This is a genomic window from Kiloniella litopenaei, from assembly GCF_000982415.1.
Taxonomy (GTDB): Bacteria; Pseudomonadota; Alphaproteobacteria; order Kiloniellales; family Kiloniellaceae; genus Kiloniella; species Kiloniella litopenaei.
This window is the reverse complement of record NZ_LANI01000004.1, coordinates 50,593-64,689: the sequence shown is the minus strand read 5'-3', so window position 1 is coordinate 64,689 and position 14,097 is coordinate 50,593. Positions and strand designations below refer to the sequence as shown.

Here is a 14,097-nt window from a genome sequence, read left to right as displayed (position 1 = left end):
ATAAAATATAACAATCTATAGTATGCCTTAGAAAACTCAAAAAAATAAAAATCACAACAGGATAGCGTCAAATTGGAGATGATTTATGGGCTTCTTTCCCACGTCCAAACAAGAGGAAGTTGACACTTCCCCACACGTATCGGACGAAGTTAAGACCACGACATGTTACATGTGTGCCTGCCGCTGTGGCATCAAGGTACACTTGCGTGGGGATCAGATCCGCTACATCGAAGGCAACCCGGATCATCCAGTAAACAAAGGGGTACTCTGTGCCAAGGGGTCAGCCGGAATTATGCAGCATAACTCCCCTGCCCGTTTGCAAAAGCCACTTATTAGAACGGGAGAACGTGGATCAGGTGAATTCAAAGAAATTGAATGGGATGAAGCCCTTGAACTTGCCGGGGGATGGCTTGGGGAGATCAGAGCAAAAGACCCCTCAAAACTGGCTTTCTTCACAGGTCGTGATCAATCGCAAAGTCTCACTGGCTGGTGGGCCGGTAAATTTGGCACCAGAAACTTTGCCGCCCATGGTGGATTTTGTTCCGTCAACATGGCTGCTGCAGGCCTATACAGCGCCGGAGGATCTTTCTGGGAATTCGGCGAACCTGATTGGGATCATACCAAATACCTGCTGATGTTCGGTGTCGCCGAAGATCATGATTCCAACCCGATCAAAATTGGACTGGGTAAGCTAAAAACCCGAAAAGGCACCAAGTTCGTTTCTGTAAATCCGGTTCGCACGGGTTATTCCGGCATTGCCGATGAATGGATTGGCATCCGGCCCGGGACAGATGGTCTCTTTGTCTTTGCCCTCATACATGAGCTTCTCAAAGCTGAAAAAATCGACTGGACCTACATAACCCACTATACAAATGCCCCCTGGCTTGTCATCCAGGATCCCGGTGCTGCCGATGATGGTCTTTTTGCCCGAGACGCCGAGGGAAATCCGCTCTGTTATGATGCAGAGACAAAAAAGCTCGTCTCGTCAACAAATGTCGAGGCCAAACAAGCCTTAGCTGGTGAGTATACCCTTCCGGATGGCCGTAAAGCTGTTCCGGCCTTTCACTTGATGGCTGATCGTTATCTCGATCCACAATACGCACCAGAAGCCGTTGCAGAACAAATCGGTTACAGCGCAGCAAATATTCGCCGTATCGCTGCAGAAATCGCCCACGTAGCCTTCGAAGAAACAATTGAGCTTGATGTATCCTGGACAGATTGGGCCGGACGTAAACAGGATAAAATGATCGGACGACCGATTTCCATGCATGCCATGCGCGGAATTTCAGCCCATTCAAATGGTTTTCATACCTGTCGGGCGATCCATGTTTTACAAATGCTTTTGGGCTCTATTGATGTCCCCGGTGGTTTCAGACACAAGCCACCTTTTCCACGCCCCTGCCCTCCGGGTCCCAAGCCTGCGGGACATGATTCCATCGCCAACACTCCGTTACCCGGGATGCCGCTTGGTTTCCCGACAGGTCCGGCAGATTTGCTGGTTGAACCCGACGGCACCCCCAAACGCATCGACAAAGCCTATAGCTGGGAATATCCACTCGCATCCCACGGCTTGATGCATATGGTCATTCACAATGCCTGGAAAGGCGATCCCTATCCTGTGGATTTGCTTTTCATGTATATGGCGAATATGAGCTGGAACAGCTCGATGAATGTGCCCGGCACGATAAAATATCTCACAGACAAAAATGAAGACGGCAGTTACAAGATCCCTAAAATCATTTATTCAGATGCCTATCATTCTGAAATGGTGCCTTACGCTGACCTGATACTGCCCGATACAACCTATCTTGAACGCTGGGATGCTATTTCCCTACTTGATCGTCCCATCTGCAGCGCGCATGGCCCCGCTGATTCCATCAGGCAACCCGTTATAAAACCAGACAGAGACGTGCGTCCGTTTCAGGATGTTCTGTTGGATCTCGGTGCGCGCCTTGGCTTACCCGGCATGTCCAAGGAAGATGGCAGTGCCATGTACCCCGGGGGGTATTCTGATTACATCACAAATCACGAACGAACACCGGGCGTTGGACCACTCGCGGGGTGGCGTGGAAAAGACGGCAACAGCCACGGCAAAGGAGATCCGAACCCCGATCAGTTGCAGAAGTACATTGAAAATGGATGCTTCTGGTCTGATGAGTTCACCCCGGAACAGTCCTATTATAAATTTGCCAACCGCTCTTATCTTGATCGATCTCATGAGATGGGATGGATCCCCAATGCAGAGCGTATTGTGATGCACATCTATTCCGAACACATGCAAAAGTTTCGCCTTGCTGCTCAGGGACACGGTGATATTCAACCGCCTGATGATCTGCGCAGCCGAATAGACGAAACCTTTGATCCTCTCCCAATCTGGTACATGCCTTTGGAAGAAAAGGCCGTGGACGGCAAAGAATATCCTTTGCACGCTGTGACCCAGCGACCAATGCACATGTATCACAGCTGGGGATCACAAAACGCCTGGTTAAGACAGATCACGGCCCAAAACCGTCTGTTCATCAACGAAGAAACGGCCCGGCAACATTGTATCGTCAATGAGGACTGGATTTGGGTTATATCACCTCATGGGCGCGTCAAAACCCAGGTCAAACTGATGAGCGGCGTCAATCCCCACACCATCTGGACGTGGAATGCGATCGGCAAACGCAAAGGTGCCTGGGGGCTGGATGATAAAGCACCGGAATCCAACCGCGGCTTCCTGCTCAACCACATTATCTCGGAACTGCTTCCGCCCAGAAAGGACGGCTATCGATATTCCAATTCTGATCCTGTAACAGGTCAGGCAGCATGGTATGACCTCAGAGTCCGTATTGAAAAGTGCGACGCACTGGAAGAAGGTGCCACAGAACCGATGTATGAAGCTTTTGCCCCTCTGCCCAATGCACTCGAACAAATCGCCGTTTTGCGTTATGGTGCTGACTTTGGCGAAAACAAAGCAAGATCACAAAGTACAACATCCACAAGGCAAGAAGCACCGATAGCAGATGATACGCTGGCAGGAGAAAAACCATGACCTGTCTTCCTCAAAATGGTGCACAAAAAAAGCTCGGCCTGGTCATTGATCTTGATATCTGTGTCGGCTGTCATGCCTGTGCTGTAAATTGTAAAGAATGGAATACCGGCGGTCATTCTGCTCCCCTGACAGATATGGATCCCTATGGTGCCGATCCCAACGGGGTCTGGTTTAACCGTATTCACAGCTTCGAAGTCGTTGATGACGATAACGACAGCCGAACTGTTCACTTCCCCAAGAGCTGTCTTCATTGCGATGATGCCCCTTGCGTTACCGTTTGTCCGACAGGCGCATCCTATAAACGCGAAGAAGATGGCATCGTTCTGGTTGATGCCGATAAATGCATTGGTTGTAAACTATGTTCATGGGCCTGTGCCTATGGTGCCAGAGAATACGACGAAGACGCAGGCATTATGAAAAAATGTACGCTCTGTGTAGATCGCATTTATAACGAAAATCTTCCCGAAGCCTCCAGAGTGCCCGCCTGTGTTGCGACCTGTCCGGCGGGCGCAAGATCCTTTGGCGATCTGGGGGATCCAAATTCTGATGTCAGCAAGCTTGTGGTAGAACGTGAGGGGTTTGATTTGATGGCAGAGCTTGACTACAAACCAACCAATAAATACTTGCCACCACGCCCCAAACAAAATGAGAATGCTGTTTCGGATAAACCCGTTAGCCTCTCCCCTGTTGAAACTGAAAAAGCTGGCCTGTTAGCGCGATGGGCTGACAAAGTCCTATCGCTGTAGAAAGAAAGGAGTTTTTAAATGCATCCGGCAAAGTCAGTCATTCTTTTTACCACCGCTTCAGGCGCAGGTTACGGACTTCTTTTTCTTCTTATTCTTGGGCATATGCTTGGGATCATTCCAACTGACCCAACATTGGCGCTCAGCGGATTTGGTACAGCCTTCATATTGATCATTATGGGACTTCTGTCTTCAACATTTCACCTCGGGCGTCCAGAACGAGCGTGGCGCGCCCTGACACAATGGCGATCATCCTGGTTAAGTCGCGAAGGTATTTTGGCAATCGTGACTTTTCTGCCCACAGGTATCTATGGTCTCTGGTGGGCATTTTTCTCAAATAATGAATTTGCCCTTCTGCCACTTATCGGGATCGCTGCTTTATTGCTGTGTAGTGCCACCGTTTACTGCACATCAATGATTTACGCATGCCTGAAACCTGTTGCTGCATGGCATAACAAGTTTGTACCCGCTGGCTATCTGGTGCTGTCTCTTTCGACAGGTGCTTTACTCTTAAATGCTATTTTACATTTACAGGGCAAAAATGATCAGATCTTTGATATGATCACCATCGCTTTGATTATTATCGCCGTAGTACACAAGTTTTATTACTGGCAGCACATCAATGAAAATGCAGGTCAAAGCACTGTTGAAAGTGCAACAGGGCTTGGATCAATGGGTAAAGTTCGCCTGTTGGAAGCCGCCCATACCGAGGCAAATTACCTGATGAAAGAAATGGGATTTAAAATTGCTAGAAAGCATAGACAAAAGTTGAGAAATATCACCTTTATCTTTGGCTTTATTCTCCCGATTTTTCTGATTTCACTCTCAGGTATGATCTCAAATGACATGCTGAGCAACCTTGCCATCATACTTTCAATTCTGTCTGGCGCATTGGGCATTATCACTGAAAGGTGGCTGTTTTTTGCAGAGGCCAAACATACTGTAAGTCTCTATTACGGCGCAGAAAAAATTTAAAATACATCAGCCCCGGATCAAACCAAAGATCCGGGGCTGATAGCATAATAATCAAAGTTTGGTTTTTAACTTTCTTGCTCAGGCAACAATATCTTTTTTGGCACCCGAGCTTTCAGTCTTTCCCGACCGGTCAGCCTGTAACGCCTGTGCAATCTTCTCTTGGGCAATAAGATCAGAGATCGTGCTTGTTGCATCCTGCTCCCGATCCGCACGTTTGAAAATGTCCAACAAGACGTCATAGATAGCGGCGACTTTTTGATCGACCCATTTTCGATCATACTTTCCGTCAATTTCTGCCGCCACATTAATGATGCCACCAGCATTAATCACGTAATCCGGCGCGTAGAGGATCTTATGATCCCGTAGCAACATACCATCCGTATCTTTTTCAAGTTGATTGTTCGCAGCACCAGCAATAATCGTCGTTTTCAGTTTAGGGATAGATGTTTCATTCAAAACTGCACCCAACGCACAGGGGGCAACCACATCAGCCTCAGCAAAGAGTATTTCATCACAGGACACTGCTTTGGCCCCGAATTCTTTCACCGCATGTCGAACAGCATCTTCGTTGATATCCGCAACGATTAGCCTGGCTCCGGCTGCATGTAGCTCTTTACACAAATGCCATCCGACATGGCCAAGTCCCTGCACAGCAACAGTTAAACCAGCAACGCTGTCTTTACCCAGTTGGTGTTTGACCGCAGCTCTGATACCGTTAAAAGTACCGCGAGCGGTGAAGGGAGAAGGATCACCACTCGCGGCAAGTCCAGAATTTAACCCCGCCACATGAGGGGTTTCCTGGGAGACAACTTCCATGTCTGAAACAGATATTCCAACGTCTTCTGCGGTAATGTATTGACCACCAAGTCCATTTACAAAACGTCCAAAGGAACGGAAAAGCTCTTCGGATTTATCGGTCTTGGCATCCCCGATAATAACGGCTTTTCCCCCGCCCAGACTTAATCCGGCCATGGCGTTTTTGTAGCTCATGCCTTTTGAAAGCCTGAGAGCATCGTTCAAAGCAGAGCTATTATCCCGATAATGCCACATCCGGCATCCACCAGCAGCAGGACCAAGTGCTGTCGAATGGATTGCAATAATAGCCTTGAGACCTGTGGTTTCATCCTGACAGAATACCACCTGCTCATGGCCGGAAAAGGCCTCGTGATTAAAGACATCCATGTTCGATGTATCAGACATAATCTATTCCCCAGTTCGTCTTAACCAGTTTGTCTGGTGACGCCTTTAAATCTATAAGCTCAAGCAGTACGGGGCGATAAATGCATGTGAGGCAATCGTTCACAAATACCGGATAAAACCATGAAATTGTTTATCTGATTACCCGGTCATTAATCAGTGCCAATCACCACCTGAAATTCAGTTAGTCAGATCAATAGTGACCATAAGCACAAACCAATGTGCAGCTCTCTCCCAGAAAACATACTCAAACATATGCTGACGCATGTTTCTCAAGCTCTGTTTATTTCTGCCAATTATTAGTGTCTTTTTGGCTTTCTATTATTTTGCGCCAAGTGGAAAGAAATGTTCTTTCTTTTATCTCGATTAATTCGCTAAAATGGCAATCTCATTTCGCTATTTAAAAAATATGAGAAATATTTATGCTGCCCAAGATCGATAATACAGATAAAAAAATCCTTAAAATACTTCAGAGTGATTCTGATATCAGTAATGCCGAACTCGCAGACAAAGTCGGCCTCTCCCCCGCGCCTTGCTGGCGCCGGATAAAGCGCCTGGAAGAAAAGGGAATTATAAAACGCCGTGTTGCCATTATTGATTCTGATAGCCTCGGGCTGGAAATCGTCGTCTTTACCACGGTCAAGATCTCTGCACAGGCACAGCACGGTCTGGAAGATTTCGAACGCCGAGTCAGCCGTTTTGATGAAATTACCGAATGCTATACTGTCAGCGGTGGTATGGACTATATTCTAAGGGTCGTGACAACTGATATGCGGGCATACGAACGCTTCCTTCGGGACCATCTTTTACAGATCCCGAACATTGCCGAAGTACATTCCAGATTTGCCGTCTCACAGGTTAAGTATACCACGGGCCTCCCCCTTGATTTGGTTGAAACCAAAGACTCCTGAGCCAAGTGAGGCGTGTTTCCCCTATTGCCATGCGGTTATTTTTATTCTAGTGTCCGGCGCAAGGTACACAGGGGTGCCTCACCGCCAAAAGTCACAACACCCTGTTATTATCGCAGTATACGATGAGTAATCACCCAAAGAATTCTCTGGATCGCGAGGAGCGGATAGATCCGGTACAAGGAGAAACTCTATGGCTGATATTATCCATAAGCTAAAACATAACGCGCGCATTCTTCACCGCAATATCACGACGGGGAAACAGGCGAGCCTTGCTTTCATTAAAAAGAACCCGGATTTCAAAAACCTGTCTGACCTCGAGATAATCGAGACAGTAAAACGCAAACATTGTTTGTCTCAAATCGCAAAAGCCCTTGGCTTTAAGGGCTGGTCACACCTATCTCAAATTATTCAGATGGACTCTGTACCCGCCCCAACGAATGAACGAACAGAGCTGGATTATGGCAAACTTCTCTGCCCACCCAGATGTATGCCCTATACAAATTTCTGGACCGTATTCTACCCGGAAGCCAAAGAACACAGAGATCAGACCAACGGATACCTGTTAACCTACGGCACCCAGTTTCTGGTCACGGAACAGGATTACATCGAAACCTTGGGATTGGATCCCAAGGATGCGGACTGGGATCTTATTGGTTATGATTGGGCCAATCCAGAAAATACAGAGGCAAGAGATCGCCTCTATCAGAAACTGATTACCCGAAACCTGAAAGATCAGGTTTGGTTGTGATATCAGAATTGGGGATAATCTTTTGGTTACTCCCAATTCAACGGGACTTTATCCCCACTCTCTGAGTTCACGCCGGATAATCTTGCCCGTTGTGGTCATGGGCAGAGCATCGACAAAAGCGACTTCGCGCGGGTATTCGTGGGCGGCGAGTTGCTTTTTCACAAAGAGCTGGATTTCTGATGCCAGTTCATCATCGCCCACAAAATTATCATTCAGCACAACAAAGGCTTTTACGATCTCGGTTCTTTGAGGGTCTGGTTTACCAACCACCCCCGCCATGCGCACAGCCGGGTGTCCCATCAGGCAGTCTTCAATTTCGCCGGGGCCAATGCGATAGCCTGATGAGGTGATCACATCATCATCCCGACCAACAAACTGTATCCAGCCTTCCGTATCAAGAATGCCTGTATCACCAGTCAGAAGCCACTCCCCCGCAAACTTGGCCTTTGTTGCCTCCGGATTGTTCCAGTACTCAAGGAACATCACGGGATCAGGCGATTTAACAGCGATATTGCCCAGCATCCCCTGTGGAAGGATTTCTCCCTCGCTACTCACAATCGCCAGATCATGTCCGGGAACGGCACGCCCCATGACGCCGGGTCTTGCACCCATAATTTTGGCACAGGAAGAAACAATCATATTGCATTCGGTCTGCCCATAAAATTCATTGATTGTCAGCCCGAATGTTTTTTGTCCCCACTCCAGAAGCTCTGTCCCCAAAGACTCTCCTCCTGATGCGATAGAGCGCATATTGAGATCCCAGCGAATTTCGGGGTCAGAAACGGACCGCATCATCTTCAGGGCCGTTGGCGGAATAAAAGCATTCCTGATCCCCTGTTCGGCGATCAAATCAAACGCCGCCTCGGCGGTAAACTTTTCAAAACGTCTGGCAACAACTGCTACCCCATGATGAAGTGCAGGCAGTAAAACGTCCAAAAGTCCGCCAATCCACGCCCAGTCTGCGGGGGTCCAGATTTTATCGCCGGGTTGGGGAAAGAAATCATGTGACATCTCCACCCCCGGCAAATGCCCGAGCAGAACACGGTGCGCGTGAAGCGCGCCCTTTGGCTGCCCCGTTGTTCCCGAGGTATAGATAATCAAAGCTGGATCGTCGGGCTTTGTCTGCACGGGTGTAAAATCTGTAGAATGACACAGCAAATTCCGGTGCAGATCTTCGCCCTCCGCTGAGACACCATCAACAGAATAAACGTGTTTCAGGTTGGGCAAACGATCTTTTATTTCCTTTATTTTCTCGACACCCGCCCGATTGGTAATAACTGCGCGTGCACCCGAATTTGACAGCCGATATTCCAGTGCCTCGACACCAAAGAGCATAAACAGAGGCACCGCAACGCAGCCCATTTTATAGGCTGCAATATGCGAAAATGCGGTTTCCAGAGATTGCGGCAGTAAAATCGCAACCCTGTCGCCCCGGTTGATCCCGGATGACGACAAAAGGTTTGCCATACGATTTGAATAGTCTTTCAGATCGCTGAAACTATAGTCAGAAACATTGCCATCAATATCAACAAAACTGAGCGCCAGACGATCTGGAGAACGCTTGGCCCATTTGTCACAGACATCAACACCGATATTATAGCTATCCGGTATATCCCACTCAAAAGCCTCTTTAACCGCGCGATAATCAGACCCGTGGCTTAACATTTCTACCCCTGTTTATCTTACCGCCGACAGAAAATCTGACGGGGCAAAGTATTATTTACTGCCCTTTAAATGATTGATAATACCGGAAAAATCAATCCCGCTTCCACCAGCGTCGTTAAAACTTTGATAGAGTTCTTCGGCATGAGAACCCAAAGGCGTTGAGACACCTGCTGATTTAGCAGCATCCTGAGAAAGCTTGAGATCCTTGAGCATCAAAGCAGCCGCAAAGCCCGGCGCATAGTCATTATTTGCCGGACTGGTTGGTACAGGTCCGGGAACAGGACAATAGGTGTTGATTGACCAGCACTGACCCGAAGATGTTGAAGCAACATCAAACAGCGCCTGATGATCAAGTCCCAGCTTTTCGGCCAGGTTAAAAGCCTCTGACGAGGCAATCATGGAAATACCCAGGATCATGTTGTTACAGATTTTTGCGGCCTGTCCATTACCAGCACCACCACAATGAACAATCTTGCCCCCCATAACATCCAGAAGTTCGTGCGCTTTATCAAATGCCTCTTTCGTGCCTCCAGCCATAAAGGTCAGCGTACCCGCCGTTGCTCCACCAACGCCCCCGGAAACCGGTGCATCAAGAGACAACATCCCCGCTTTTTCAGCTGCATCATGCGCCGTGCGTGAGCTATCCACATCAACGGTCGAACAATCAATGAAGAGTGACCCGGGTTTAGCAGCTTTCAGCGTTACTTCATAAACACTGAGAAGATGCTTTCCCGCCGGAAGCATTGTAATAATCGCGTCGGAAGCAGCAACGGCTTCATCAACATTATCAACAACTTCAATACCGTCTTTTCTGGCCTGCTCCTTTGCCTGCTCTGACAGGTCAAAGCCTTTAACCACATAGTTGGCTTTGACCAGATTGGCCGCCATCGGGCCACCCATGTTTCCCAATCCGATAAATGCTACAGTTTTCATATTCTTTTCCTCTTCCGATTTACCGAATTATTCCAGATGACAGCCCAAGTTCATTTGCACCTAAACTTGCAAAACAATCGCTCACCATTGTCTCTGGTACCGCCTCTAAAGTCGCCGGGGACCATTGGGGATTTCCGGTTTTATCGATAACGACGGCACGTACACCTTCAAAAAAGTCTTTCTGCTCGAACATGCGACATGCAAGTCGATATTCCATATCCAGATCTTCTTCGATCCCGCCCAGCGTACTGGCTTTGCGAATAGCAGCCAGCGTTACCTTCATAGAATGTGGCGCGCGACCAGCAAGATCGTTCACTATTTTCTGGCCCAGATCACTATTTGCCTTTTCAGCAGCAGCAACAATTTCCTCAACGGTATCAAAAGAGAAAATCTGGTCAATTTTCCCTCGAATTTCAGCAAGTTGAGATTGTCCAGAACTCACAGTGAAACTTCTGAGCAAACTATCGACATCGGCACGTGCATCAGTGCCATAATCAGCCTGAGACAACACTTCGATCAGGTTTGGCAACTTGTCACTCTGAATTTCAATATCTGCCAATCCGGCATAAATAGCGTCCTGTGCCCCGATGCGGTGCCCTGTCAGCCCCAGAAACGTACCGACTTCCCCCGGTGCGTTTGCCAAAAGCCAGGTACCACCGACATCAGGAAAAAGACCGATTGCCGTTTCCGGCATGGCAATCATGGAACGTTCCGTCACCAGTCGATTACTGCCGTGCGCAGAAATACCGACACCGCCGCCCATAACAATGCCATCCATAACAGCGACATAGGGTTTGGGATAATTGGCGATAAGTGCGTTGAGTTTATATTCATCGGCCCAGAACGTCTGAGCAACCCCATCCTGTTCCTGTCCGGATTTATAAAGGGCGCGAATATCGCCCCCGGCACACAGACCACGTTCACCAGCGCCATCAACTATAACAACCCGGACGGTTTCATCTGTTTGCCAGCGTTCCAGGGCAGCCAACATGCCATGAACCATATCCAGCGACAACGCATTCAAGGCTTTGGGACGGTTAAGCGTAATACGTCCGGCACTGCCTTCCTGACGTACGATCAATTCATCTGTCATGCTCTGTCTCCCTTCAGCAGATCACGGGATATGATCAATCGCATAATCTCGTTTGTCCCTTCCAGAATTTGATGAACTCTGAGGTCCCGGACAATCTTTTCAATGCCATAATCTGCAAGGTATCCATATCCGCCATGGATCTGTAATGCCTCGTTTGCCACAGTGAACCCGGTGTCCGTTGCAAAACGTTTCGCCATTGCGCACCAGCGCGTTGCATCATGTGTTTTCGCATCCAGTTTGGTTGCCGCGGTATATAAAAGCGTACGTGCCGCAGTCAGCTCTGTTTCCATGTCGGCAACCTTGAACTGCAGTCCCTGAAACTGGGCTAGTGATTTCCCAAAGGCTTTGCGCTCGCCCATATAGCCAATGGCCTTATCCAGCGCAGATTGAGCACCACCAAGGGAACAGGCACCGATATTCAGACGTCCACCATCAAGCCCCATCATGGCGATTTTGAACCCCTGCCCCTCTTCACCAATCATATTGGCGGCGGGAATGCGTGCATCTTCCATAACGACAGTTCGTGTTGGTTGCGCTTTCCATCCCATTTTCTTTTCATTGGCACCAAAAGAAACACCCGCAGCGTCTTTAGGCACAAGGAAACAGGAAACACCACCCGCACCATCGCCGCCTGTTCGCGCCATAACCAGATAAAGATCGGATGTTCCCGCGCCCGAAATAAACTGTTTGGCGCCATTGAGAACAAAGTCATCTCCGTCGCGAACTGCTTTGGTTTTCAAAGCAGCAGCATCTGACCCGGCAGAGGGTTCTGTCAGGCAATAGCTCGCGATGAAATCCATCGTCATCATTTGCGGCAACCATTTTTGGCGCTGTTCTTCGGTACCAAATTGGTCAATCATCCACGATGCCATATTATGAATGGAAATAAAGGCAGATACAGCCGGACATCCGGCAGAAAGCGCCTCAAAGATCAGCGCAGCATCCAAACGCCCCAAGCCAGTGCCACCGACATCATCACGCACATAAATCCCGCCCATACCAAGGGCTGCGGCTTCACGCATGACATCAACTGGGAAATGTTCTTTCTCGTCCCATTCCAAAGCAAAAGGGGCGATCTTGTCACGGGCAAAATCCTGCGCCATTTCTTGAATAGCGCACTGTTCTTCATTCAGTTCAAATTGGCTCATCAGCTTATCTTTTGTTCAGAAAAAGAGATCGGGATGCTTCTGAATTACCCCTACAGTGATTAACTGCAACAGCAATCAAAAAGCATCCCGTATTCTATCATCAATCCATCGTTGGAATTGAGAACTCGGCACCTTCTTTTACACCCGAAGGCCAACGCTGGGTCACAGTTTTGGTCTTGGTGTAGAAACGGATCGCATCCGGTCCGTGCTGGTTCAGGTCACCAAAACCGGAACGCTTCCAACCACCAAAAGTGTAATAGGCAAGTGGCACAGGAATAGGCACATTTACACCAACCATGCCAACATTGACCTTGGTCATGAAATCGCGCGCGGTATCACCGTCACGGGTATAGATCGCAACGCCATTACCATATTCATGTTCGCTTGGCAGACGCAGTGCTTCTTCGTAATCCTTGGCACGTACAACAGAGAGAACCGGACCAAAAATCTCTTCTTTGTAGATACGCATATCAGGGGTCACGTTATCAAACAGACATCCGCCCATATAGAAGCCATCTTCGTAGCCCTGCATGACAAAGTCACGACCATCAACAACTAATTTGGCACCTTCTTCAATGCCAAGATCAACATAGCCTTTGGTACGTTCAACAGCCTCGGCAGTAACCATCGGACCAAAATCGGCGTCAGGATCTGTCGACAGACCAATTTTCAAAGCTTCGACACGAGGTGTCAGCTTCTCAATCAGACGATTTGCGGTCTCTTCACCGACAGGAACAGCAACAGAGATTGCCATGCAGCGTTCCCCGGCTGATCCATAACCAGCACCAATCAAGGCATCCGCAACCTGATCCAGATCCGCATCAGGCATAATGACCATGTGGTTTTTAGCGCCACCGAAACAATGTGCGCGCTTACCAGAAGCAGTCGCACGGGTATAGACGTATTCAGCAATAGGTGTGGAACCTACAAAGCCGACAGCTTTGATATCCGGATCATCCAGAATGGCATCAACGGCCACCTTATCGCCGTTCACAACGTTCAGGATACCTTTTGGCAGGCCAGCTTCCAGCATCAATTCGGCCAAACGCAGTGGCACAGATGGATCACGCTCGGATGGTTTCAGGATAAAGGCATTACCGGAAACGATTGCAGGGGCAAACTTCCACATCGGGATCATCGCAGGGAAGTTAAACGGCGTGATACCTGCGACAACCCCCAAAGGCTGACGCATAGAGAACATATCAATGCCCGGTCCGGCACCTTCGGTAAACTCGCCCTTTTGCAGGTGCGGAATGCCACAGGCAAACTCAACGACTTCCAACCCGCGCTGAATGTCCCCTTTGGCATCAGGAATGGTTTTTCCGTGTTCACGTGCCAACAGCTCTGCCAGTTCATCATAATTTTCCTGACAAAGATGCAGGAACTTCAGCATTACACGCGCGCGCTTTTGCGGATTGGTCGCCGCCCATGCAGGCTGAGCCGCCTTCGCGTTTTCAACAGCAGCTCTCAATTCTTCTTCAGAAGCCAGAGGCACCTTCGCGGCGACTTCTCCGGTCATTGGCCAGAAAACATCGCTAAAACGTCCGGAAGTACCTTTTACTTTTTCGCCACCAATCAGGTGATAGAGTTCAGCGGTCATACCGCATCTCCTTCAAATAGTGATCGCGCCTGACCATATGTGAAAACACA

At 48.7% G+C, this 14,097-nt stretch carries 11 protein-coding genes; 5 read left to right on the top strand and 6 right to left on the bottom strand.

Annotated elements, in window-relative coordinates:
• The first annotated feature begins 85 nt into the window (after window positions 1-85).
• From WH95_RS06725 to WH95_RS06715, 3 genes are read left to right on the top strand one after another with little or no spacing between them, the layout of a single operon-like run.
• Window positions 86-3,034 carry a molybdopterin oxidoreductase family protein gene (locus WH95_RS06725; RefSeq protein WP_046504809.1) on the top strand — a complete coding sequence of 983 codons (2,949 nt, stop codon included), beginning with the start codon at window positions 86-88 and terminating at the stop codon, window positions 3,032-3,034.
• Window positions 3,031-3,780, top strand: coding sequence for a 4Fe-4S dicluster domain-containing protein (locus WH95_RS06720; protein WP_046504806.1), 750 nt, complete (start codon window positions 3,031-3,033; stop codon window positions 3,778-3,780). Before WH95_RS06725 ends, WH95_RS06720 begins: the two co-directional genes overlap by 4 nt.
• Before the next feature lie 18 nt (window positions 3,781-3,798).
• Complete coding sequence (locus tag WH95_RS06715; protein WP_046504802.1) at window positions 3,799-4,752, top strand: dimethyl sulfoxide reductase anchor subunit family protein; 954 nt, start codon at window positions 3,799-3,801, stop codon at window positions 4,750-4,752.
• A 78-nt stretch (window positions 4,753-4,830) separates the two neighbouring features.
• On the opposite strand, the gene WH95_RS06710 is transcribed toward WH95_RS06715, so the two are convergent.
• Window positions 4,831-5,952 (bottom strand): Glu/Leu/Phe/Val family dehydrogenase, encoded by a 1,122-nt coding sequence (locus WH95_RS06710; RefSeq protein WP_281174813.1) that lies wholly within the window; start codon window positions 5,950-5,952, stop codon window positions 4,831-4,833.
• Window positions 5,953-6,371: 419 nt separating this feature from the next.
• On the opposite strand from WH95_RS06710, the gene WH95_RS06705 reads away from it, so the two are divergent.
• Window positions 6,372-6,860, top strand: a complete 489-nt coding sequence (locus WH95_RS06705; protein ID WP_046504799.1) for an Lrp/AsnC family transcriptional regulator — start codon at window positions 6,372-6,374, stop codon at window positions 6,858-6,860.
• Between the two features lie 190 nt (window positions 6,861-7,050).
• A complete protein-coding gene (locus WH95_RS20470) occupies window positions 7,051-7,608 on the top strand; it encodes a hypothetical protein (protein WP_052741845.1) in 558 nt (185 codons plus the stop codon).
• Between the two features lie 48 nt (window positions 7,609-7,656).
• Here the strand turns inward: WH95_RS20470 and WH95_RS06695 are convergent, their stop codons facing one another.
• The 5 genes from WH95_RS06695 to WH95_RS06675 all read right to left on the bottom strand — a co-directional run bounded on the left by WH95_RS06695 (window position 7,657) and on the right by WH95_RS06675 (window position 14,047).
• Window positions 7,657-9,273: an acyl-CoA synthetase gene (locus tag WH95_RS06695; protein ID WP_046504796.1), complete on the bottom strand. Its 1,617-nt coding sequence runs from the start codon at window positions 9,271-9,273 to the stop codon at window positions 7,657-7,659.
• Between the two features lie 51 nt (window positions 9,274-9,324).
• On the bottom strand, window positions 9,325-10,206 hold the full coding sequence (mmsB, locus tag WH95_RS06690; protein WP_046504793.1) for a 3-hydroxyisobutyrate dehydrogenase: 882 nt from the start codon (window positions 10,204-10,206) through the stop codon (window positions 9,325-9,327).
• A 19-nt stretch (window positions 10,207-10,225) separates the two neighbouring features.
• The gene (locus tag WH95_RS06685) at window positions 10,226-11,299 is read right to left on the bottom strand and encodes an enoyl-CoA hydratase/isomerase family protein (protein WP_046504790.1); all 1,074 of its coding nucleotides are present in this window, start codon (window positions 11,297-11,299) and stop codon (window positions 10,226-10,228) included.
• Window positions 11,296-12,447, bottom strand: coding sequence for an isobutyryl-CoA dehydrogenase (locus WH95_RS06680; RefSeq protein WP_046504787.1), 1,152 nt, complete (start codon window positions 12,445-12,447; stop codon window positions 11,296-11,298). The genes WH95_RS06685 and WH95_RS06680 overlap by 4 nt, the downstream gene beginning before the upstream one ends.
• A 100-nt stretch (window positions 12,448-12,547) precedes the next feature.
• Window positions 12,548-14,047: a CoA-acylating methylmalonate-semialdehyde dehydrogenase gene (locus WH95_RS06675; RefSeq protein ID WP_046504784.1), complete on the bottom strand. Its 1,500-nt coding sequence runs from the start codon at window positions 14,045-14,047 to the stop codon at window positions 12,548-12,550.
• Window positions 14,048-14,097 lie beyond the last annotated feature (50 nt).